Origin of the sequence: Clostridium sp. Marseille-P2415 (assembly GCF_900155545.1) — a bacterium.
Lineage (GTDB): Bacteria > Bacillota > Clostridia > Lachnospirales > Lachnospiraceae > Lacrimispora.
Map to the genome: position 1 here is coordinate 3,147,772 of NZ_LT732526.1, position 21,705 is coordinate 3,169,476.

Genomic DNA, 21,705 nt, shown 5'->3' on the forward strand with positions numbered 1-21,705 from the left:
CGGTTCAACTTATTGATCAAACGCTTCCCTTAATTTTGTACATACCAAAGCAAGCGCATCTCTTGCTTCTTCCAATGTTTGCTGCATGTTAAAAAATCCATGTATGATTCCGTCGTATCTTTTCAGACATACGCTGACTCCCGCTGCTGACAGCCGTTCCCCATACATTTCACCTTCATCCCTTAACGGATCGTATTCTGAGGTAATGATGCATGCGGCAGGAAGGTCAGCGAAGTTTTCTGCGAGCAGCGGGGAAGCCAAAGGATTTTCCGCTTCACTTAATTCGTTCAGATAGTGACGTACAAACCATTCAATGCCTTTGGTTGTCAGCCTGTAACCCTCGGCGTTTTCCACTCTGGATCCGGGGTTTGTCTCACCGAGTAAATCTAACATCGCATTAATAATCACCTGATAAACAATTTTAAATTCCCCTTTATCTCTGGAAAGCCGGCTGACTACAGCAGTAAGTGTTCCGCCTACACTGTCGCCTCCAACAGCAATTTTATCGGCAAATATATTTAGTTTTTCAGCATGGTCGGATATCCATTTTACAGTCTGGTAGCATTCTTCTACCGGCTGGGGAAATTTGTGTTCCGGAGACAATCCATAATCAATTGAGATCACCGTACAATTCGTATTGTTTACAATCTTACGGCATATGGAATCATAAACTTCAATATTTCCGAATACAAATCCGCCGCCGTGAATCCAGATAAAAGCAGGATGGCTGCCTTTGCCCTTGGGCTCGTAAACTCTGACCGGAGTATTTCGCACGGATGTTTTAACAGTAAAATCACTTACAGCACCTACCTCCACAGTGCTTTCTTTAAAATCATCCCAGCTTTTTACATACCATTCTCTTTGTTGCTCAAGCGGAAGCGAATATATTTTAGCAAAATCAGTTTCAAGTAATTTATTAAGTTTTGGGTTCAATGGCATTTTAATTTCCTTCTTTCGTCTGTCCGGTTAATTCAGCAAAATTTGCGTTTGAAGAATTTTCCGCCATAGTCTGAATCCCTTTGAAAACCAGATTTATCATTTCCTTATTCAGCCCTTCGGTTGTACAATTCTCCCATTTTTCTAAAAGCGAGTAAAAATAGCTTTTATAATTTCTTCCTTTGTCGGTTAAGAAAAGTTTTTTTGCTCTTCTGTCATCTTTCGGCACTTCTCGCGTGATAAATCCCTTTCTTTCCAGTGATTTTATTGTCCTTGCGGTTGCAGCTTTATCAATAAACAGCATGGAAGAAAGTTCTTCCTGGTTAATTCCCTCTTTATCGAATAGGTTCATGAAAATGATACACTCCGAAAAGTTTATATCCAAACTGCTAAAAGCTGCTGTGATATAGGACTGTGTTTGCCTGTTCAATATTCCAACATACCTTGCTAAAGTTAAAAGATCCATATTTTCCCCTTATTTTTAGTTGACTCAATCAACCATTATATTATAAGTCTTAATGTTGACTGTGTCAACCACTTTAGTCGAAAACTTATTTGTTTTATAAAAAGTTTTCTAAGTAGCCCATATCAAATTCCGACAGTCTTACATGGTCCTGCTACAAGCAGCTTAACCAACTGTTCTGAAACAAAATTCGGTGAGTATTTCATATCATTATTTAACCACCATCTTATGGCTGACATATACAGTGAAGTGAGCAGCTCTAAAAATAAATCTCTTGAAATTAAAATATGATCAGGAAAACAAATGTCAAGCTTCTCAATTAAAGCATCTTCAAACTCTTTGCTTATTCCTGACATTTCTTTATCATTCAGAATTATTTTATAAAGCAAAGCATCATTTGCAATTGTCTCAAGAATAGAATTTATATTTTGTACAAAGCTATCATATTCAAGCTTTCCATCTATGATATGTGTTTCAGGAGCTACCAGCTGCAATATATTCTGTATTGCTTCCTCCATTGTTTGCTGCAAAAGATCATATTTATCGGTATAATGAAGATAGAAGGTCGAACGGTTAATCATTGCCATGTCAGCAATATTATTGATTGTTATTCCATGAAAGCCCTTTCTATCCATCAGTTTTATAAAAGCGTCCCTTATCAGCTTGCGTGTCTTTATGATCCGCAAATCATTTTCATTCGACATTTTTATCCCGCCTATCTATTATTCGTGTAATAATCAACAATCATAGCAGCTTTGTTACATAAGCAGCAAATCCGGCTTTTTCAATCATTGAATACAAAATCCGGCTCTATTATACTACTTCTTGTAAAAACAAGAAAGGAGTTTTCAATATGATGAAAAAGTGGACAACAAAAGATTTTCCGGTAGGCCTTTATAATTTACACCCGGATCCAAGCGTGAATTTTCAAATGAACCGATTTTACAATTGGACGAATGATAAACTTATGCTGGATGAAATGCGCGCTGCAAGTAATACAATCCATTCATATCATGACCTGATTCAGTCATTTATTGAGCTTGGTGAAAATTCTCTTAAAAAAAGTGAAAATTTAAGGGCTGCCTATTATTTTCGTGGTGCTGAGTTTTATTTATCTGAATCTGATCCACGCAAACAAAATTTACGCAAACGATTTATCTCTCTTGTGAGTGATTTTTACAGCATTTCAGAAAATCAGCACTATATGATCCCATATCAGAATGGCTGTCTCTCAGCGTACCGCATATCACCGGAAAATCCGAAAGGTACCGTTGTCTTTTTCGGTGGTTTCGACAGTTATATAGAAGAACTTTTTTTGATGACTGTAATATTTAAAGATGCCGGATATGATGTTATCTGTTTTGACGGGCCAGGTCAGGGCAGTACATTGGAGGATTATAAAATACCAATGACACATGAATGGGAAAAGCCTGTAAAATCAATTCTTGATTATTTCAAGTTAAATGATGTCACCTTAATTGGCATGTCACTTGGGGGCTATTTATCATTAAGGGCTGCAGCATATGAAAAAAGAGTTAAAAAAGTGATTGCATATGACATTTTAGCGGACTTTTCTGATGTGTTGATACATCAGATCGACCCTATTTTCAGAGATGCCTTTAAAGACATGATAACTCAGGAAAAAATGGAAGAGGTTAACAAGGTACTGAAAGAACTGGCGGAAAATAATTTAATGCTGGAATGGGCAATTATGCAGGGAATGCACATAACCGGCAGTAAATCTTCTTATGAATTTTTTCATAAAATGATTTCTTATAATACAGCGGCCTTTTCACATTTGATAACTCAGGACGTACTTCTTCTTGCGGGACAGAATGACCATTATATTCCGATAAAACAGTTTACAGACCAGATCTTAACGCTGACAAACGTACATTCCCTCACCGCACGTATGTTTACACCGGAGGAAACAGCAGATACCCATTGCCAGATAGGAAATTTAGGACTGGCGGCAGATGTCATGCTTAACTGGATCGATCAGATCCAATGAGACTTACATTGTATGATACCAGCCTGTTTCATAACAGCCTGGTATCATACGGCTTAAATTACTGATAATCCCGGTTCCCCACCGCAGTGCAGCAGAATTATAATAACGGACTGACCTCTCCCATGCAGAACAGGCTGAGCCTGTGAAGTGCCCTTGTGCACGCAATGTATAAAAGCTTTTTATCATCTTCGCTGTAATAATTTTGGGCATCAGCGTCACATATCAAAACAGCATCAAACTCAAGCCCCTTCGACATATATACAGGTATCATAAATACGCCATGCAAATCTGCCGTACCCTCATTTTTAATTAATTGAACATCAATTTTGTCTTTTAAACACTCAAACAGGGAAAGGGCATTTTTTTCGGTTTTACAGACCAGCCCGATCGACTGATACCCCATTTCCAAACAGGATTTAACTTCTGAAGTGACCACATTAATAAAAGATGACTGGTCTGCCATTGCGTATATTTCAGGCTCATCTCCTTTTCGGTTGAAGCTCTTTATTTCCGAACTTTTCTCAAGGAATTTCAGGCCATAATTTAAAATTTCATTAGTACAGCGGAAACTTTTATCCATAGTAACAAGGGAAGACTTTTTCTTATTGAATATTTTTCTGATCTGCTCATACAGCGATAAGTCTTCTCTTTTTTCAAGGGTCTGATTGATATCCCCCAAAATCGTAAATTTAGATTTTGAGAACAGCAAGCGGAATATTTCAAAATGCAGGGGATAATAATCCTGCGCTTCATCAATGACAACCTGCTTTATGGTTTTATATTCGCTGACTCCATTTATTTTTAAATTCAAATAGGTGAGAACCGCTGCATCATCATAGTACAGGAAACCGGTATCTAAGTTTTCCTGCGTATAAACGAAAATGTTCTCCATGCAATCGGGAAGCTCAATGCCTTTTGATAAGCTGTCAAAGTACTCTTTATCATGAAACAGCTTTCGATAAATGTTTTCCACGTTAAGCTCCAAAAATTTCAGTAATTCTTCTTTTATTAAAATCCTTTCCGGCTTTTTGATGCGGCCTTTCTCTGACTCACTGATTAAATCTAAAATATACTCCTCCATCAGCTTTAATTTCACACCAAGAGGAGTTTCTTTTCTTCCGGATCGTACTTTCTCTTTTAGTGCTTCTCCGCTCAGGATACACTTCCCATTATAACAGATATCTGTAAAATTGATCCATTTATGCGGTATATCTTCGATAAACCGGTCTAACAGTTCCAAAAAACGGCGTGACATTTTAAATTCCATGCTGCTTTTTATAAGTTCCCGGTTTCGGGAGCCTGCGATCAAATTTTCCAAAAATTGATTTCTTGACTGAACATGGTCATTCTTTAATATTAAGGCAAAAATGTCTTCCAATACGACTGAGACAACATTATTTTCTCCAAGTTCGGGTAAAACATTTGAAATGTACTGCTCAAACAGGGAATTGGGAGAAATAATCAATATGTTATCAGCAGCCAGCTTTGATGACAGTCCCTGATACATAAGGTATGCAGCTCTGTGAAGAGCAATCGACGTCTTCCCGCTGCCCGCCACTCCCTGCACCATCATTAAATCATTTTCCATATCCCGTATCACAACATCCTGTTCCCTCTGAATGGTCTCAACAATGGTTTTCATTTTGGAAGAAGTATTTTGAGAAAGCAGTTTCCTCAAAAATTCATCTACGATTTGTACATCGGCATCAAAAAAATATTCCAATACTCCTTTGTTGATTTCGTACTGGCGCTTTAAATGAACTTCCCCTGTTATCCTGCCGCCAGGTGCATCATAAAATACCTGCCCCAGCACAAAACGGTAAAACACACTTGCAATGGGCGACCTCCAGTCATAAACCCAGAATTCGCTGGCATTGCCTTTCTTTAAGGAGGAACGCCCGATGTAAATTTTATCAATTGTATCTTCATCCTCGAATTTAAAATCAATTCGAGCAAAATAAGGCGATTCCATCATGTTCTCCAACACTGCGATCCTGTTTTCCACCGCTTCATAATCTGCGATTTTATCCGTTATAGGGCTCGCATATTGGTTTAATTCTGCAAGGGCTTCAAAGCCTTCGCTGGACCAAAGATCTGATATGGAGTGTGTCGTATTTTCACGCAGCTCCTGCTTGGCAGATATAATAGCCGACTTATTTTCCTCATTGCGCTCTCTTGCCTGTTCCAGATGTTCTCTTACCAATGCTATGGTTTGTTCTAACCTGCTGTTTTCAAATTCTAATTCAGACCGTTTATTTTCCATAATGCATGCCACCTCTCTTTTAGAATCGGCAGGAAATCCACTTCCTAAACCATTGTTCCAAAAGTCTAACACAACTCCGGTCAGAAAAACAGTCTTGTTGTTGGCGGTTCCATATGCTATAATTAAGGTGGAAAGAAAGGTGATTGCACATCCGCGGCAACCGCCTTTCTTTTCTGCTGTCTGTCTTCCCGTAAGAATGGGATAAATTTATTTTATGCGCCAATAACGCACTGCCTCTTTAATGTCGGTTAAGAAGCTCTGGTGATTTTTTATATTCATTAACTTCATATCCCCATTCTCCAAGGGTGTGTAAAACGGTTATCAGCTTTTGACTGAGTTCTGATAATTCATATTCAACTCTTGGCGGAATTTCATTGTATTGATGGCGAATAATAAGCTGGTCCTGTTCAAGTTCTTTTAAATTTTTCGAAAGCATCAGGCTGGATATGCCATCAACTTTTCTCTGCAGTTCATTAAACCGGATCGTTCCATTTTGAGACATAGTCCAAATGATCATCAGCTTCCATTTCCCGCCTATCATATCCATAGCATACTTAACATAACAATCTTCCATAAAGCGGCCTCCATTACTTATATTAATATTAGTTACTGAATATTTTTTGCGTACTTGTTATTTTATATGTTACTAAATATAATAAAATTTATCAATAGACCATAGACTTGATCTAAGAAAATTTAGGGTTAAAAAGGAGAGATGCGAAATGTCAAAGGTAGTTATTTTCAAAGGCAGTCCAAGAAAGAATGGGTATACTGCAAAATTATTAGAACAGGTAGCAAAAGGTGCCGGATCGAAAGGTGCCGATATTATTGAATTTGATTTAAACGATCCCGGAATCCGCGGATGCCAGGGATGCTTCTATTGCCGTACCCATGATGGTTGTGCTGTGAAAGATTATCTGCAGCCCATGTATGAGGCTATCGCTGAAGCAGATGCCATTGTATTCGGTTCTCCGATCTATTATTATCAAATTACAGGTCAGGCAAGAGTCTGGTTAGACCGTACCTTTCCAATGCTTGGAGTTAACTTTGCACCCAGACATCCAGGCAAAAAGTTAATAACAATATTTGCTCAGGGAAACCCTGATCCTAAGATAGGTGCAGAAGGCATTAAATTTGCCAATGATGTATTAGAAACATATGGCTGGAAATTAGAGGACAGCATTCATTGCTGCGGAACCAATGCTGATCCTGACTCCGCAATGTTTGAGGAGTTATCTTTAAGAGCATTTCAAGACGGTGAAAAATTAATAGGATGAATTTCTCATAACAGTCTTGTTGTTGATTCTATATGTTACAATTAAAGCGGAAAGAAAGGTGATTGCCGCGGATGCACAATCACCTTTCTTTTCAGCTATTTCATACTCCCTGCAATCGCACCGTACCTGCAATCCGCGCAGAGTTTTTCGATCATTTCTCTGTTGTTTTTTCTATTCCTCATATACAGTCTTTTCCCCCATGCCGATTTCTCTATAAAGGCGGTTCACAACCTCCTCTTCTGACAGGTTATCTTTCAAATAATCAATGATTTTCATCAGCATAGCCGCATTACTGTCAGACTGCTCTGTCTTTAAATGCATATCATACTGTACATATTCAAATAAATCTGCAATCAAGCCATAAATCTCAGCTCTTAAGCGGTAGCAGCTTTTCTTATCCTGCTGCAGTGTAGGTAATACAATCCCAGCCACCTTCTTTACAAAGTAGGTGTATTCCTTTTTTACAGGTTCTTCATTCACAACACTGTTCAAGTAGAAACGATAATAAATGTTATCATTATTCTCCTTTTTAAAAAGTCCCGGATCCAGTTGTAAAATCATGCAGATGTTTTTATCCTCGCTTTTTATTTCATGTACAGTCTTGGAATTCACCAGGATAATATCTCCCTGGTACAAAGTGATCGGCTTAGGACTGACACTTATTGTAATACTGCCTTTCAGCACTACAATTAACTCATATTCATAGTGCCAGTGAAAACTGCTGCTCTGAATAGAGGCCACAAAAGCATTAACCGGATATTGATTTTTAAATTCAACTGTTTCAAAAATATATGAGCTCATATTATTTTCCTTTTGTGTAACCTTTTAGATATGATGATATAATTATATCCCTTTTTTATATTTTTTGTTGTCATTATCCGTTTGATTCACTATCAAAATCAGACATTTTGACAGTATTTTTCTTGATATGTATTTCAAATTGTACAGTTCATACAAATTTTTGTTGTTTTAATTAGTTAATTATACTCCGAACAATATGCTCCATTGTCCGGACGCAGCGGTGCATTTTTAATGAAAATTTTATTGATTTAAACACTAACAGGTGTTATAATTTGATTCGAGTATCGTATTTTATGATACTCGTAAATAAATTAACAGGAGGCTATACTTTGGATGAAAACACTTTGATCCATAAACTATTGGAAGTCTTTGAATTCAAAAATGAATATCAGCTTCAAACCTCAAAGATTCAGCCTCAGGATATGTACGTTTTAGAAAGGATATTTTTTAACGGAAAAATGGCAGCCAAAGACCTTTCAAAACAATATAGCATTCCCCCTTCCACACTCACAGGGATTATAGACAGGTTGGAAAACAAAAAGTTAATTAAAAGGTTAAGGACGAATATTGATAGAAGAACCATAGAACTTGTGGTCACACCGGAAGGAAAAACAGCTGTAGAGAAGCATATAAAAGAGGATAAGCTATTTTCAAAGCATTTTTTTGATACTCTTGATAACGATAAAAAAGAGCAGCTAAAGAAATTACTTGCTGAACTGCTAAATAACGTAAATAAAGACACTTTATTTTTTCTTGGCAGCGAATAATGAATAAATACGGAGGTGCTTATTTTGTCATTACTTGAATTTCAGAACGTATCTTTTGCCAATGACGGTCAAATTATTCTTAAAAATACATCAATGAACATCGAGTCAGGCGATTTTATTTCAATCATCGGTCCATCAGGTAGCGGCAAAAGTACGTTTCTTAAGATTTGCAGCCATTTGCTTAGTCCCAGCAATGGGAATATTATTTACAGGGGTAAAAATGTTACCGAGTATAGTCCCCCAGAATTGCGGAAAAGTATCGGGTATTGTTTTCAGACTCCATATCTTTTCGGCGATACAGTGCTGGAAAATATTAATTTCCCTTTTTTCATAAGAAATTTAAAGCCCGACCAAAAGAAAGTAAATGACTTATTTTCTATGTTTTATATGACAACTGACTATTTAAATAAAGACGTAAAGAACCTTTCAGGAGGCGAAAAGCAAAGAATTGCACTTATCAGAAGTTTACTTTTTAAGCCTGAAATTCTGCTTTTAGATGAAATTACCTCTGCCCTTGACGTGGATAATACAAAAATCGTTGAAAACGTTATCGCTGCACTGAATAAGGAAGGTACAACCATTTTATGGATCACCCATGATCTTGAACAAAGCAGGAAATATGCCAATAAGCTTTTGACAATTGAAGCCGGTGAAATAAAATCATTGGAGGTCATATTATGAATGCTTCAAATACAATCAATATAACATCGTTACTAATGGCATCTTCTCTCGTATTAGTGACACTCTTCTTTTCTTATTGGCAAAAGCTCAAACTGGAAAAGGAAGTAATTATTGGCGTGTTCAGGGCGGTAATCCAGCTTGTTGCCGTAGGATATGTTTTAGAATATGTTTTTGGCTTTAACAATCCGCTTTTTACAACCCTTTTATTGTTTTTCATGATCTTTAATGCTGCATATAATGCTGCAAAGAGAGGGAAGGTTGTTAAAAAAGGGCTTATGATATCTTTCTTATCTATAACAGTTGGAACTACCGTAACTTTGGCGATCCTGGTTTTGTCAAAAACAATACAATATGAACCGTATCAGATTATCCCTGTCAGTGGAATGATTATTGGTAATGCCATGGTTGCATTGGGGCTGTGCTATAAACAAATAGCGGCTGATTTTAAAAATAAACGTGAGGAAGTAGAAACAAAGCTTTCATTAGGAGCCGACATACTACCGTCTTCTATCGAAATCATACGCGATTCCATAAAGACTGGCATGCTGCCTACGATCGATTCGGCGAAAACATTAGGTATCGTATCTCTTCCCGGCATGATGACAGGACTGATCCTCGCCGGGTCATCACCGATGGAAGCGATAAAATATCAGATAATGGTTACTTTCATGCTGCTTTCAACAACTTCCATATCTTCCTTTTTAGCCTGTTATCTTTCTTACAGGAGTTTTTTTAACAATAGAAAACAGTTAATCCTGATAAAATAACCAGTTGTTCATTTTCTAAAGGCGCCGAATTCGACGCCTTTACTATACTGTTCAGGACAAACAAAAAGCGGCGGATCAGGCCTCAAAGGAAAAATCATCTCAACACTTACAGGATTTCTACATACCCTTCTGCTCCGTTTACCCGCATCCCCAGCTCAATATATCCCGGGTTTTCTTTTCCCTGTTCAAGGAATTTCCGGTTACATGCATAATGCCTTAAGAAGATAAAAAAATGCCGCTTAAGCCTGATAAGGCCTTGGCGGCAGGGAAATGTTCCTATAAATTTTGCCCTCTAAAATTCTATATCATTTACAGACACAGAAGTCAACGGATATGCAAAAAATAAATTGAGCTTTGGTGTAAACGTTGTATTTTTATAATAATCAAAAATTATTTGCCAACTACCTTTAACCGGCATGTTCATTGAAACAAGTCCAGTCTTATTCCACGAAAAATTATTTAAAGCAACTGTACTGTTGCTGGTTAAATTTTTCAATGTAATTCCATTTACAGATGTGCTTCTTACCCCGTTCATTGTTATTGTATATACAACAGAACCTTCTGGTATTGCATCCTTAAATCGTAAATCAATCGGTACTGTAACATCGCTGCCGCTCATATTTATACTTCCTAGAGATACAGAACAATTTGCTACTAAATATGTAGGTCCGCCAACCAGCATAATATAACTTGATGATGTTGATGTAATTCCTTTAATTTTTACATAATAATATCCACTTGAGGAAGCTTTAAAAGGATATGCGGTTGGAAATAAGCGACTTTTGGAATAGGAACCGGAAGATACTAAATTACTGTCGGAATTATATACCTCATAATCAAATGAATTATCATTACAAGTAACATATTGTACCCCTGCATTTAAATAGACTTTAAACCAATCTTCATCTGTTTTACTTGTATACCCCTTCACTACATACTGATTGGGTCTATTGCCGCTAACAGCCTGGGCCGCTGTTTCATTATTTGCTTGTATAAGTTGTGCAGTTTCCATACTATTATTAGGTTCTGTTTCATTAACACTTTGCGCTTTAGCAGTAATACCACTCAATGATACTATACAACATACCATAGCAACCGTAGTTAATACTTTAAAACTTTTAGCTTTCCTTACCATATAACCATCCTCCATATTTTAATATATTTTCTTGTCTGCACTTACATAATTTATCCCCTTTCATTTTATTTAACACAGCTATCACCTTTTGCCAGTTTGCCCCTAAAATATCATCTATTTATATTGACTCGTTTTTAAAAACTAATAACGTATTTCGAACACTTTCAATATAAAAATTTGTTATACAATGGACAAGCTGATTTGTTATATACAATAAGATGATATGCAGAAAAGGCAGGATTTATGCCATAGATAAATCCCTTTCTCCATTCAGCATGCCAAGAATTTTATTCTTAACAGCTTCAAGAGTAGAAACAGGATTACTCCCAAGGTCATATAATCATACTTCTGAATAATATCTTTTTACCTGTAAATAATAACACTATTAATTTTGAAGGAGAGTAATTATGGCAAAGGATTCACAAATCGACCCGAAACCGATTCGTAAGAAAAAATCGAATGGCGGCCCTGCCATGACAGAGAGCGCGCTGGATGGAGAAAGCCGAAATACCAAGAAGCAGTCTGGCAGCCGCCACAAACCCGGTAACGATAAATAATAAACTTTTTATGCAAAGGAGCAAATTATATGAATCGTGATAAACTCATAGATCAGGTAAAAGACGAATATGCACGAATAGCCTCTTCTGAATCCCAGCAGCATTTTCACCAAACCACAACTGATATGACACCTGAAGCTTATTATGAAAACCTGTTAAGCAAAGTCATCAGCGAAATTAATAATGGAACCTTTGACGATTTCAAATCCGGAGAAGAAGTAGTAACTGCTGTTGCTAATGACAAGACCTGGCTTTCCGGTTGGAAGTAACTTAACACAGATTTTATAATCTTATATGAAACTGCAAGTAAAAACCGCAATCCTTTTTTATAAGGGATTGCGGTATCACATTCAAAACCGGAAATCTATTTTAAAGAGAGATATAATTCTAAATTAATCCAATTAAGAATAGTCTGTTCTATTATCTAACATATCACCAGTGCTGCTGTCCGCTCTGCAATTTCATCCAAAGGGATTTGCGTATAACGATGGATACTCGTATTTAGAACCGGCCATTGCAATCAGTATCAAACCCTGCTAATACTGTCTGTATGATTGCTTCTCCGAATTGATCGGAAAACCATAATATACCGGCAGTAACGATCATGGCATTGGGATTTACATAACACCAGTCAAAAAAATCCTTTTGATTATACTTTTGATGGATATATTGAATGACTGATTCATAGGATGCCTTCTCCCGGTATTTATTCAGTATTATGTTAATATCTTCTGCAATTCTGGATTTTGGGGGAATCTGTTTCAAAGCTTCGGAACAATTCCATAACATATCTTTCGAAACAGCAGTCAAACTAATAAGTGCAGCAACATACATCTCTCCATAGATTCCATTTTTTATATGGCTGACTGCACCGTCACGATATGCCATTTTTGCTGCTTCTAACGGATTACCCGGATTAACATACCCATAGAAATCTCCCCGGATCTGTGCACCGATCCACTCACGATACGGATTCAGACAGGCTGCTGATTCCGGTGCAATTTTTTTTCTATCATACGCCCGAATTACCTCCTCATCTTTAATATGATATTTACTTCTAACTTTTTCTTCAACATTGGAGTACATATAGTTTTGTCAATAATTTATATCTTCCAATTATTAACCTTATATATTCCTAATAGTTTTTCTTATTATTTTTTTATTCATTCCATACAAAAATGTTAGTCATACGTATCTTGATAATGAAGTGGCCATTGTTGGTGGCACATACATGACTATTAATTAGCTATAGGCTTACGGCATTCCACAAGAAGTGATTGGGACCATGGAAGAGGAAGTTGCTCATATAAAATTCCTTTCAACTTATAAAAGGGCAATAAAATAAGAGCCTCACGGCTCTGGTTTATAAGTTTATCGAAAAAAAGCCAAAGACAAATGGAATTATCTCTGGCTTAATGATATGACCTGCAATTAAATAGGTAAATCCGTCAATCTTCAAGCAGTACTAATAATTTCTTAAACTCATGCATTGTATCATATTAGGGATACTATTGAATATCATCTATATTTTCTTCAGTCAAATTTACAAATGGAACCTTAACCTCTTTCGCATTGCCCATATAAGAATCACGCCACTGCTTATATTCTGCCCAATCTACTGGATGATCCAGTTCATACTCTCCATCCTGCATGATATAATACACGATTCCATCCCCATCGGTATCACTTTCCGAAGGGAATGGGTCCCCATTATAATCTGTCTCTGATAACGACCGGTCCCATGCATCTACCATTCCGACATTGACATAGCTATCTGATTCTCTGTCAAACTGATATAAGGTATAGGGCCAAAAATCTCCTGCCAAACCTTGATTATGTGACCATTCTGCCTGGATTACACCATTATCATAATAAGTAAGAGCTGGAAATTCCCGAAACTCTTCGTTTGCAGTTTTGGTATTGTTGTCAAAATCATATATCAATGCTACCATACCCGCCATGGATCCATTTATATATTCAAGAATTAATTCCTCTTTGCCGTCTTGGTCTATATCAAATACGGAAAATCGATTCTGCGAAATATCACCATTATCCTCCCAATCACAAGCCTGACCATCTGGGAAAGTGTGATTGTAATAGATACCCTCCAGAATAGATGTGTATGTATTCTTCATAGCTTCCCTGTCAAAATCTGCTCCGTTCATTTGCGACGCTTCAGCATCCTGCCTTGATTCAGTGTCATCTGATTCTTTTGATGCTGCAGATTGTTCTGCTTCTATATCGTCTTCGGTAGTTCCGGTAGTGCCTTCCTCCGTTTTATTTTGTGAAACTTCCGGCTCCTTATCACTCAATGTATTCTGCGATCCACATGCAGTCAAATTACTAAATAACAATAGTAACAGAATCAGAATTCCATATTTTTGCATGTCTTTTTTTAATGTCCTTACTTTCATATTGATTAATCTCCCACCTATTTTTTTAACACATAAAAAGTTGTTCTCGTCAAGCAAACACTACAAACATTCAATTATATTTGTTTTTGCTGATGTCTAAACTTCACTTTGATTATGATTATAACTTTATGTTCGAACACATTAAATTGAACCACTATTGTTTCAAAAAAAAGTGTTTTGACGTAAGCAAGAAAGTCCTTGTGGCAAAGGCGAATTGATGCGTTTACAGAGGAGTTTAATAAAAGATATACCGCCAACTATGTTTAAATACATTACAGCCGGGATATTCTCAGGGTCAATATCCTCCAGTACATAAAGGTTAGGGAAAAAATACAAATGAGTAATACGGCAATGCCAAGCGGAAGAGAAAATTTTGCCGACTGAATCTATTAAAATATGCTCCAAAACCATTTAAAGCCCTCCTAAAACATATCTGTTTATCATAACATCGAATGCTGTCCTTCTGCCTGAAACTTCAAAAATACTATACCTGTTCAATTTCACTACCAGTATAGCAGGAAACGGCTGTTCTATCAATGAAAATCAAAACTCAACATATCCTCTTAAGTTAAGAGTTAAGCGTATACCATAGCAGCATCAAACACTGCCGCATTTACTTCCTCCGGAAGCTCCTCCCAATAAGTAAATCTGCAAGGTACGATTACTTTTATGATTGGTGCATTTTTATTCTCAAGTTTTTTCTTGTTAATAGTTCACAACAATATATTACATTCCTTATTCAAAGCATATAACATATACAAAACTTTAAAATATTATAAAATAATATTTTAAAATCTAAACACCTAATATATACTTATAAAGTAGCTATATATAGAAAAGTATTTATAATCACCAATTAGAAAATAAATCCATAATAGGAGGAGAATGAATGAAATTAAAAAAGACGTTTAGATTTTTAGCAGGAGTCATTTTATCAGTCGCAATGCTAGGCAGTGTAAAGGCAGAGGCGGCAAATACCAGTTCATCCGGTACTTACATAGCAAGAGATGCTTTTTATGCTATGAATGATACTTCTGTAAACAGGCTTTCATCCGAGCATTTCCAAATTATCTGGGGAAAACAGGATGAAACAGGAACAGTTACTCAGGAGTTAGTAAAGGGCAATCTGGAAAACTTAGAGACAATCAGAGATTTTTATGTTAATGTAATGGGCTTTTACGATACAAGTGTTTCTGTAAATAGCCCAATTAATTCTACTACGCATTACAAAACCAACCTGTACATAAATAAAACAGGTTTATCGAAAATAACAAGTGACTGGGCATATATGTCTAGTGACAGTGACGGATTTGCATATCTTGCAGTAGAACCCGGAGCAATGCGTGTTGATCCGCCAAGCTGGGTAATTCCACATGAATACGCACATGCAATTACGATGCATCAACGCGGTAATGTTTCAAATCCATGGTATGAAACTACTGCAAACTGGTTTCGGGATCAGTATTTAGGAAGCACCTATTATAAATATGGAAGCACAGTTTATGGACCGACTTCAGATTTCTTTCAGCCAATTGTACTAAATTCCGAGTACTATTTTCCCCATTTGAAAAACTATTATGATGCATGGCCATTTTTACTATACATAACAGAAAATCCTGATAATATGAATGGATTAGGTCTGGATTTAATGAGAAAGATGTTCCGGGATACCGGCAGTGATAATATGTTTGACAAGCTTGCCAGGTTATCCGGAACTTCAACAAAGGATATGCTGGGTGGTTACGCCAGAAGAATGGTAACAATGGATTTTGAAAGACAATTCAGCTATTTGAACTATTTAAATGAACTTTTACAGGATGGCTCCAATTATGATAAGATTTATACAACTCTGACAAGCACTGGTGATGGATGGCTTCAGGTATCGGATGCAAAAGCTCCGCAGCAGGGCGGTTACAATATTATTCCGCTTGATATAAATCGAAACAGTGAGCAGGTTACGGTAAATTTTCAAGGAAACAGCTCTGCTTCAGGAGCAGATTACCGTGTGAGTATTGTAACCAAAACGAAGAGCGGGGATACCAGATATTCTTCTATGTGGAACAGTGGCAGAAATAGTATGAAGCTTCAGGGAGATGAAGAGAAGGCTTATCTGGTAGTTTGCGCTACTCCGGATACTATGCTTGACTTAACCTCCTTTGATTTGGATGCAGTTGGTACAAAATATCCTTATAAAGTTCAGGTTTCCACAAGCGGAGAAACTACCCCAGCAACAGATAATATAGCCTTAAAAGCAACAGCAAGCACCTCCTATTGTTCCAGTTGGGAAAGCATCAGTGCAGTGAATGATGGCTATGACCCTGCAAGCTCAAATGACAGAACTCATAGTGTATATGGAAACTGGCCGGAAACAGGTACACAATGGGTACAATATGATTTTAGTCAGAATTATACCATCTCCCAATGTGATATCTATTGGTTTAAGGATGAACAAGGAATTGATGTACCTTCCTCATATATGATTCAGTATTGGAATGGAAGTAAATGGGTTAATGTTGAAAAAGCATCAGGTTTGAAAACTACTGCTAATCAGTATAATACTACAACCTTTAAACCTGTAACTGCTAAATCCATTCGAATTCAGATGGTTTCAAATGGAAAATCTACAGGAATTTTAGAATGGAAGGTACAGGGCGTAGTTAGTGAATAGCGGGGAGTAATTAGATTTTACATGCGTAGCGCCAATATGCAAAATCAACCAGCGATAATTATATGACTGACAGTTTTTGCAATCCAGCTTGTATTTAATTTTATTTAATAATAAAAAAGGTCAGGGTAAATTAGATGCTCCTTGTGAGATATCATTTTCCCTGACCTCCATATTATGCTCAAACAACATATAAACATATTACTATTCGCAATACTTAATCTGAATTTGGAATTTAACCTAAAACACTATCAAGATTTTTTCTCCTTTTTTCTAATTCAACATCCATGTTTTTACGTTCGTCATCCAGTTTATAAAAAGCCATAATAATGGCGATCAAAATGCAAAGTCCCAATGGGATCCAGATAAAGCTGGCTTCTATATAAATAAGAGCTTTTGTTGTCTGTGTTTCATTCGCAGTATAGCCACCAAATTTAAGCAGCCAGCCGATAACCGCACTGGCAAGACCCATGCTGGCCTTTACAAAAAACCCCTGAAACGCAGCGATGAAAAAGCTGCCTTTCCTGACAGTGAACCGTTCCTTTTCCAAAGTAAATATCCGGAACACACCGTTCCTGTTGGAGCTGCATTACCTTATATCCAAAAATTTTTGGAACAATTTCAATCATAAAAGAACGATTACTTATGAAAGCAGTGAACCGCTGCCCGGCATCTGTAGAATCCGGGTACAGCCGGCTCCTATTGCTTCCATACCTCATCTGCTATTTCTATCACCGGAATGTTCATCATCAAATTTCAGATAAAGTTGTACCAACTCCCAAAGCTTCTTAACTGGCAGCATTTCCGCGGCTGTTGTTCAACTAGAAAGTATCATGTCTAGAATTCTACCACTTTTTCATAACAGGTAACAACAACGAATCAAATTTTATCCTGGGTTTTCTATGTTTTAATGAACATAAACTAATTAATCTTTATATAAATTAATATTGACAGAACAGAGGATCGCCCTTTATTATATAGGTATAACGCGATATATTTATACCTATTTCCACAGTTTTTATAGTGTATTTTACCAAATTCAAGGAGGGGTGATGAATTCAGTATTTATAATATGTTAAAATATTTTAGTTTTATCGGTCAAAAAAATGCTCTGAGCTAACGTTCTCATAACGTTCATGCATTGAGCCAGAAGAAAGGATGGATAAACATGAAAAAAGTATTTAAAAGAATTGTCTGGTTCGTTATTACACTGGTTTTCTTATTTCAAAGTCCTTACGGCTTTCCGGCCGGTTCCAGGCAGGCCAGCGTTGCCAATGCGGCATCACTTAGAACGGACAGAGTATCGGTCCATGACCCATCTGTTGTGAAAGCCGGCGGGAAATATTATATTTTTGGTTCTCACATGGCAAATGCTGTAACTTCCGATTTAACTTCCTGGAAAACCTTCACCACCAATATCAATAGTGATTATGCAAACATATTTTCAAAAGGAGGCGCCTGGGCTGCCAGGGGAAGCAGCAATTACAATATCAGCGGAAACCTGTGGGCACCGGATGTTATCTATAATAAGGACATGAAAAAATGGTGTATGTACATGAGCGTTAATGGCTCTAATTACTATTCTTCCATAGCGTTAGCCACCGCGGACAGCATTACCGGACCCTATACCTACGCAGGAACCATCGTTTACTCCGGTTTCCGGAATTCGGAAGAGGCCGGTGCCACGGACTATAAAACCGTAATGGGATCAACCGGAGTTGCAAGCCGGTATCTCTCCAACGGAGCCTGGAATTCCTCTTACGGGCCAAATGCCATTGATCCCTGTGTATTGTACGATAAGAATGGGCAGCTCTGGATGTCTTACGGTTCCTGGTTTGGCGGCATATTTATGCTGAAATTGGATAACAAGACAGGTTTAAGGGATTATTCCCATACCTATTCTACCGTAACCAATTCCTCTGACCAGTATTTCGGCATCCGGCTGTCCGGCGGTTACGGCTGTACGGGAGAAGGCTCTTATATTGTATGGGATAAAGAAGCGGGATACTATTACATGTATCTTTCCTACTGCGGCTTGAATGCGACCGATGATTTCAGCGGCTACCATATGCGCTTATTCCGCTCCCAAAATATTACGGGCCCGTATAAGGATGCAGCAGGCAACGATGCGGTCTGCACAAGCAAAAATGCCAATCAGACAACAAAGGGCGTCAAATTAATGGGCAATTATGCGTTATCCTCCCTAAAAGATGCGGACAGTTCCGAGTTAAGCAGGGACGGTTACATGTCACCCGGACATAATTCTGCTTTTATTGATGACAATGGGCAGCGATACCTGGTATACCACACCAGATTTAACGTTGGAGAGGAATACCATCAGGTCCGTGTGCATCAGCAATTTTTAAATCAGGACAAATGGCCGGTAACTGCTGTTTATGAATATTTGGGAAGCCAGCTGTCAGCTAGCGGATATTCTAATAACGAGATTGTTGGTACCTATGACTTTATCAATCATGGAAACAGTGCCACAACGGCCAAAACCGGGATGCTGCCCACCTACTCCGTATCCTTAAATGCTGACGGTACCATATCCGGTGCTTTTACGGGAACCTGGTCCGCTGTTCCGGGAACCTGTTACTGTACCATGAAGATCGATAATGTCACCTATAAGGGAGTATTTTTTAAACAATACGACGAATCCTCTTCCCATAAGGAAACCATGACATTCTCGCTCATCGGATCCAATGACCAGGCCATCTGGGGTTCCAAAACATCAGACCAGACAGGCGGTCTGGAAGGTTATTATTATATTAAAAGTTCTTTAAGCAAATTATACTTAGATGTAGAAAACGGAAAAACAGAAGACGGCACAAACATCCGGCAATTCGGCTATAACGGCAGCCATGCCCAGAAATTCAAACTGGTCTCAGCCGGAAACGGATACTATTTTCTATTGACCGGTGCATCCGGATATAAAAGCTGCGTCGATATTAAAAATGGAGACCCGGCCGACGGAACCAATGTTATGCAATGGAATTATTGGGGCGGAGACATGCAGAAATTTAAGTTTGTACCTGCAGCCAATGGGACCTATGCCATAATGACCAATTGTTCCTCAGGAAAATCCTGCCTGGATGTATATAATATGAGCAAGGAACCGGGTGGAAACATCGTCCAATGGAACTACTGGGGCGGAGACGGCCAGCATTGGTATTTGGAACCGGCAACACCATAGTTCTCCTAAGGGATTTGACACGATATCCTGCAGAAATAATGACATCCAAATTATAATAATCAATCTGATAAGATTTTTCATCAAAAGCAGTGCAGGCAAATTTTGTCCACACTGCTTTCTTTACCAGTTCACCCTGGCGCTGGAAGCACGTATTCCTTTGAATTGTCCATTTAAGTTGAAAATTTATAGACAATCCATATCCTTTAAAAGCGAATTAAACCATTCTAAGTTTACCAAATGGTGTGAAACTGAGTTTTCTAACATCTTCCTAAAATATTTTGAGAGCTGAAGTTCCCCTTCCAAGGCATCCTTTAATAATTGAATTTTCGCTTCAGTCTGCTCAATCTGAATTCTAATAAGCTTGGCCATATTATCGTCTTTGTATTCCTTGGTAAATAAAAGCGTAGCATAAAAAGACAGGTTAACATACTCTGTTTTTGCTCCGTATTGGTACATCAACCTTTGAAACTCGTCTTTCCCAGGCTCCGTGATAACATAATGGTGACTATCCCGGCTTTGTTCCGTTGGAATAACCTGCTTAATTAAATTTTTTTCTTCTAACTGCTGAAGATTATAGTAGAAGGAACCCTTCGTAAAATTTACAATATACTTGTAGTGCCTTTCTTCCATTTGTGCCAGAAGCTCGTATCCATGGGCTCCCGGATTTTGTATTAACAGTCCTAAAATTAACAATGGAATCATAATCTGTTCCTCACTGTTCATTTATAAGTGCTTCGTAAGAAAGTTTACCAAGTGCAAAGTCCATCTGTTTCACAAACATCAATTCAGCCGGTGTATGCAATCTGGCAATAAGTCTATCTAAAAGCTCAGCCTCATTGCTCAGTGGTGCTAAAACGTGAGTTCTTTTATCGAAAGCTTCAAAGTAGCGCAGACCAAAATATCTTTGAGATAATGAATTCACATGAATTCCATCTGGATTTGCTGTCAACCCTTGCGCGGACACAAAATAACAATGTGCTTGCTCAAAAGCAAATTTTTGAAGGCTATCGTTTATCCGCTCATACTCAACGCAGTACTGCCCAAATCCCGTTTTACCTAAAAAGTCTCCTAAGCCGCCAATGATGAACGGTATTTCCGGAACATTAAGGATATCTCTAAGCGCTTGAACGATTATCAATAACTTGTCATAATACGCTTTGTATTTGCCCCCTGCACTATCACTTTCGCCTTGATGCCATAAAATACCTGTCAAAGTACTATGTTTCATGGCAAATTTGGCCTCGCTGACGGCATGCTGAAAAAGTTCACCGTCAATGGCCCAGTCATCTAACAGGCTTCCGCCTTCGGCACACGGTATCAGGCCGATCGTATCTTCCGGATACTTTAAACACCACGCATCCCCAAATGATGCCGCCAAACTAACACCAGAAACAGGTCGGTCATAGTTCACAGGTTCTATCATCATTTGCCATCTGCCATTGCGTAACATTTGTATACGTTCGTTTATTATGGGGGGCACATCATTCAAAAAGCCTCTACCAGCCATATTGGATTGTCCTATCATCAAAAAAGATTTAATCATCATATATTCCTTTCCAAGCAATTAAAATCATTAATTTCTTATACCTAAAGTATAGTCTAATTAGACTATAGCAGTTATTATAATTTAATATGGATTATATGTCAACCCAAAGCAAAAAACCCCGAGCATCATTACTTTTGCATAGGGCGGCGCAGGCTACTTTCTAGCAGATTCTTTCCGGGGCAAAGCTCCCGAAAATGGATGCACTAAAACTAGAACGGCAACATGC

22 protein-coding genes and 1 pseudogene are annotated in these 21,705 nt (G+C 37.8%); 9 read left to right on the forward strand and 14 right to left on the reverse strand.

Annotated elements, in window-relative coordinates; translation table 11 throughout:
* Positions 1-9: 9 nt before the first annotated feature.
* The 3 genes from BQ9856_RS19270 to BQ9856_RS19280 form a co-directional block, all read right to left on the reverse strand.
* Positions 10-939 (reverse strand): alpha/beta hydrolase, encoded by a 930-nt coding sequence (locus BQ9856_RS19270; RefSeq protein WP_077612472.1) that lies wholly within the window; start codon positions 937-939, stop codon positions 10-12.
* Between the two features lies 1 nt (position 940).
* Positions 941-1,402, reverse strand: a complete 462-nt coding sequence (locus BQ9856_RS19275; RefSeq protein ID WP_077612473.1) for a MarR family winged helix-turn-helix transcriptional regulator — start codon at positions 1,400-1,402, stop codon at positions 941-943.
* Between the two features lie 122 nt (positions 1,403-1,524).
* On the reverse strand, positions 1,525-2,103 hold the full coding sequence (locus tag BQ9856_RS19280) for a TetR/AcrR family transcriptional regulator (protein ID WP_077612474.1): 579 nt from the start codon (positions 2,101-2,103) through the stop codon (positions 1,525-1,527).
* A 149-nt stretch (positions 2,104-2,252) separates the two neighbouring features.
* Here BQ9856_RS19280 and BQ9856_RS19285 point away from each other — a divergent pair, with 149 nt between their 5' ends.
* The gene (locus BQ9856_RS19285) at positions 2,253-3,410 is read left to right on the forward strand and encodes an alpha/beta hydrolase (protein WP_139348736.1); all 1,158 of its coding nucleotides are present in this window, start codon (positions 2,253-2,255) and stop codon (positions 3,408-3,410) included.
* 97 nt (positions 3,411-3,507) lie between these two features.
* Here BQ9856_RS19285 and BQ9856_RS19290 read toward each other — a convergent pair whose 3' ends face one another.
* Together BQ9856_RS19290 and BQ9856_RS19295 are read right to left on the reverse strand one after the other, a co-directional pair.
* Positions 3,508-5,673: a HelD family protein gene (locus tag BQ9856_RS19290; RefSeq protein ID WP_077612475.1), complete on the reverse strand. Its 2,166-nt coding sequence runs from the start codon at positions 5,671-5,673 to the stop codon at positions 3,508-3,510.
* 238 nt (positions 5,674-5,911) lie between these two features.
* Positions 5,912-6,247: a winged helix-turn-helix transcriptional regulator gene (locus tag BQ9856_RS19295; RefSeq protein WP_077612476.1), complete on the reverse strand. Its 336-nt coding sequence runs from the start codon at positions 6,245-6,247 to the stop codon at positions 5,912-5,914.
* Positions 6,248-6,395: 148 nt separating this feature from the next.
* Here BQ9856_RS19295 and BQ9856_RS19300 point away from each other — a divergent pair, with 148 nt between their 5' ends.
* Positions 6,396-6,950 carry a flavodoxin family protein gene (locus tag BQ9856_RS19300; protein ID WP_077612477.1) on the forward strand — a complete coding sequence of 185 codons (555 nt, stop codon included), beginning with the start codon at positions 6,396-6,398 and terminating at the stop codon, positions 6,948-6,950.
* 171 nt (positions 6,951-7,121) lie between these two features.
* Here BQ9856_RS19300 and BQ9856_RS19305 read toward each other — a convergent pair whose 3' ends face one another.
* Positions 7,122-7,751, reverse strand: coding sequence for a cupin domain-containing protein (locus BQ9856_RS19305; protein ID WP_077612478.1), 630 nt, complete (start codon positions 7,749-7,751; stop codon positions 7,122-7,124).
* Between the two features lie 329 nt (positions 7,752-8,080).
* On the opposite strand from BQ9856_RS19305, the gene BQ9856_RS19310 reads away from it, so the two are divergent.
* Genes BQ9856_RS19310 through BQ9856_RS19320 form a run of 3 tightly spaced genes read left to right on the forward strand, consistent with a single transcriptional unit; the run spans position 8,081 to position 9,966 of the window.
* Positions 8,081-8,518, forward strand: coding sequence for a MarR family winged helix-turn-helix transcriptional regulator (locus BQ9856_RS19310; protein WP_077612479.1), 438 nt, complete (start codon positions 8,081-8,083; stop codon positions 8,516-8,518).
* 24 nt (positions 8,519-8,542) lie between these two features.
* A complete protein-coding gene (locus tag BQ9856_RS19315) occupies positions 8,543-9,199 on the forward strand; it encodes an ABC transporter ATP-binding protein (protein WP_077612480.1) in 657 nt (218 codons plus the stop codon).
* Positions 9,196-9,966: an ABC transporter permease gene (locus BQ9856_RS19320; protein WP_077612481.1), complete on the forward strand. Its 771-nt coding sequence runs from the start codon at positions 9,196-9,198 to the stop codon at positions 9,964-9,966. Before BQ9856_RS19315 ends, BQ9856_RS19320 begins: the two co-directional genes overlap by 4 nt.
* 292 nt (positions 9,967-10,258) lie before the next feature.
* Here BQ9856_RS19320 and BQ9856_RS19325 read toward each other — a convergent pair whose 3' ends face one another.
* On the reverse strand, positions 10,259-11,101 hold the full coding sequence (locus BQ9856_RS19325) for a hypothetical protein (protein ID WP_077612482.1): 843 nt from the start codon (positions 11,099-11,101) through the stop codon (positions 10,259-10,261).
* Positions 11,102-11,508: 407 nt separating this feature from the next.
* Between BQ9856_RS19325 and BQ9856_RS24945 the strand changes: the two genes are divergently transcribed.
* Positions 11,509-11,658, forward strand: coding sequence for a hypothetical protein (locus tag BQ9856_RS24945; protein WP_200801327.1), 150 nt, complete (start codon positions 11,509-11,511; stop codon positions 11,656-11,658).
* A 29-nt stretch (positions 11,659-11,687) separates the two neighbouring features.
* Positions 11,688-11,927 carry a hypothetical protein gene (locus BQ9856_RS19330; RefSeq protein ID WP_077612483.1) on the forward strand — a complete coding sequence of 80 codons (240 nt, stop codon included), beginning with the start codon at positions 11,688-11,690 and terminating at the stop codon, positions 11,925-11,927.
* 232 nt (positions 11,928-12,159) lie between these two features.
* Here the strand turns inward: BQ9856_RS19330 and BQ9856_RS19335 are convergent, their stop codons facing one another.
* The 3 genes from BQ9856_RS19335 to BQ9856_RS19345 form a co-directional block, all read right to left on the reverse strand.
* On the reverse strand, positions 12,160-12,744 hold the full coding sequence (locus BQ9856_RS19335; protein WP_077612484.1) for an ADP-ribosylglycohydrolase family protein: 585 nt from the start codon (positions 12,742-12,744) through the stop codon (positions 12,160-12,162).
* A 422-nt stretch (positions 12,745-13,166) separates the two neighbouring features.
* Positions 13,167-14,072, reverse strand: coding sequence for a hypothetical protein (locus BQ9856_RS19340; protein ID WP_077612485.1), 906 nt, complete (start codon positions 14,070-14,072; stop codon positions 13,167-13,169).
* Positions 14,073-14,234: 162 nt separating this feature from the next.
* The gene (locus BQ9856_RS19345) at positions 14,235-14,483 is read right to left on the reverse strand and encodes a hypothetical protein (protein WP_077612486.1); all 249 of its coding nucleotides are present in this window, start codon (positions 14,481-14,483) and stop codon (positions 14,235-14,237) included.
* Positions 14,484-14,961: 478 nt separating this feature from the next.
* Here BQ9856_RS19345 and BQ9856_RS19350 point away from each other — a divergent pair, with 478 nt between their 5' ends.
* The gene (locus BQ9856_RS19350; protein ID WP_077612487.1) at positions 14,962-16,740 is read left to right on the forward strand and encodes a DUF6055 domain-containing protein; all 1,779 of its coding nucleotides are present in this window, start codon (positions 14,962-14,964) and stop codon (positions 16,738-16,740) included.
* Positions 16,741-16,972: 232 nt separating this feature from the next.
* Here the strand turns inward: BQ9856_RS19350 and BQ9856_RS19355 are convergent, their stop codons facing one another.
* Positions 16,973-17,305: an MFS transporter gene (locus BQ9856_RS19355; protein WP_235839257.1), complete on the reverse strand. Its 333-nt coding sequence runs from the start codon at positions 17,303-17,305 to the stop codon at positions 16,973-16,975.
* Between the two features lie 600 nt (positions 17,306-17,905).
* On the opposite strand from BQ9856_RS19355, the gene BQ9856_RS19360 reads away from it, so the two are divergent.
* Entirely contained in the window at positions 17,906-19,933 is a 2,028-nt protein-coding gene (locus BQ9856_RS19360; RefSeq protein ID WP_077612488.1) for an RICIN domain-containing protein, read from the forward strand.
* 4 nt (positions 19,934-19,937) lie between these two features.
* Here BQ9856_RS19360 and BQ9856_RS25820 read toward each other — a convergent pair.
* From BQ9856_RS25820 to BQ9856_RS19375, 3 genes and pseudogenes are all read right to left on the reverse strand, one after another.
* A pseudogene (locus BQ9856_RS25820) lies at positions 19,938-20,069 on the reverse strand (cell filamentation protein Fic); the annotation flags it as partial.
* Between the two features lie 47 nt (positions 20,070-20,116).
* Complete coding sequence (locus tag BQ9856_RS19370; RefSeq protein WP_077613456.1) at positions 20,117-20,635, reverse strand: PadR family transcriptional regulator; 519 nt, start codon at positions 20,633-20,635, stop codon at positions 20,117-20,119.
* Positions 20,636-20,645: 10 nt separating this feature from the next.
* The gene (locus BQ9856_RS19375) at positions 20,646-21,476 is read right to left on the reverse strand and encodes a sialate O-acetylesterase (protein ID WP_077613455.1); all 831 of its coding nucleotides are present in this window, start codon (positions 21,474-21,476) and stop codon (positions 20,646-20,648) included.
* Positions 21,477-21,705 lie beyond the last annotated feature (229 nt).

What these genes read in the sequence shown, in the direction of transcription:
- BQ9856_RS19320 (WP_077612481.1), top strand. Translation starts at nt 9,196, where the DNA reads ATGAATGCTTCAAATACAATCAATATAACATCGTTACTAATGGCATCT.
- BQ9856_RS19285 (WP_139348736.1), top strand. Translation starts at nt 2,253, where the DNA reads ATGATGAAAAAGTGGACAACAAAAGATTTTCCGGTAGGCCTTTATAAT.
- BQ9856_RS19280 (WP_077612474.1), bottom strand. Translation starts at nt 2,103, where the DNA reads ATGTCGAATGAAAATGATTTGCGGATCATAAAGACACGCAAGCTGATA.
- BQ9856_RS19290 (WP_077612475.1), bottom strand. Translation starts at nt 5,673, where the DNA reads ATGGAAAATAAACGGTCTGAATTAGAATTTGAAAACAGCAGGTTAGAA.
- BQ9856_RS19275 (WP_077612473.1), bottom strand. Translation starts at nt 1,402, where the DNA reads ATGGATCTTTTAACTTTAGCAAGGTATGTTGGAATATTGAACAGGCAA.
- BQ9856_RS19295 (WP_077612476.1), bottom strand. Translation starts at nt 6,247, where the DNA reads ATGGAAGATTGTTATGTTAAGTATGCTATGGATATGATAGGCGGGAAA.
- BQ9856_RS19350 (WP_077612487.1), top strand. Translation starts at nt 14,962, where the DNA reads ATGAAATTAAAAAAGACGTTTAGATTTTTAGCAGGAGTCATTTTATCA.
- BQ9856_RS19300 (WP_077612477.1), top strand. Translation starts at nt 6,396, where the DNA reads ATGTCAAAGGTAGTTATTTTCAAAGGCAGTCCAAGAAAGAATGGGTAT.
- BQ9856_RS24945 (WP_200801327.1), top strand. Translation starts at nt 11,509, where the DNA reads ATGGCAAAGGATTCACAAATCGACCCGAAACCGATTCGTAAGAAAAAA.
- BQ9856_RS19340 (WP_077612485.1), bottom strand. Translation starts at nt 14,072, where the DNA reads ATGAAAGTAAGGACATTAAAAAAAGACATGCAAAAATATGGAATTCTG.
- BQ9856_RS19345 (WP_077612486.1), bottom strand. Translation starts at nt 14,483, where the DNA reads ATGGTTTTGGAGCATATTTTAATAGATTCAGTCGGCAAAATTTTCTCT.
- BQ9856_RS19375 (WP_077613455.1), bottom strand. Translation starts at nt 21,476, where the DNA reads ATGATTAAATCTTTTTTGATGATAGGACAATCCAATATGGCTGGTAGA.
- BQ9856_RS19370 (WP_077613456.1), bottom strand. Translation starts at nt 20,635, where the DNA reads ATGATTCCATTGTTAATTTTAGGACTGTTAATACAAAATCCGGGAGCC.
- BQ9856_RS19330 (WP_077612483.1), top strand. Translation starts at nt 11,688, where the DNA reads ATGAATCGTGATAAACTCATAGATCAGGTAAAAGACGAATATGCACGA.
- BQ9856_RS19305 (WP_077612478.1), bottom strand. Translation starts at nt 7,751, where the DNA reads ATGAGCTCATATATTTTTGAAACAGTTGAATTTAAAAATCAATATCCG.
- BQ9856_RS19335 (WP_077612484.1), bottom strand. Translation starts at nt 12,744, where the DNA reads ATGTACTCCAATGTTGAAGAAAAAGTTAGAAGTAAATATCATATTAAA.
- BQ9856_RS19325 (WP_077612482.1), bottom strand. Translation starts at nt 11,101, where the DNA reads ATGGTAAGGAAAGCTAAAAGTTTTAAAGTATTAACTACGGTTGCTATG.
- BQ9856_RS19270 (WP_077612472.1), bottom strand. Translation starts at nt 939, where the DNA reads ATGCCATTGAACCCAAAACTTAATAAATTACTTGAAACTGATTTTGCT.
- BQ9856_RS19360 (WP_077612488.1), top strand. Translation starts at nt 17,906, where the DNA reads ATGAAAAAAGTATTTAAAAGAATTGTCTGGTTCGTTATTACACTGGTT.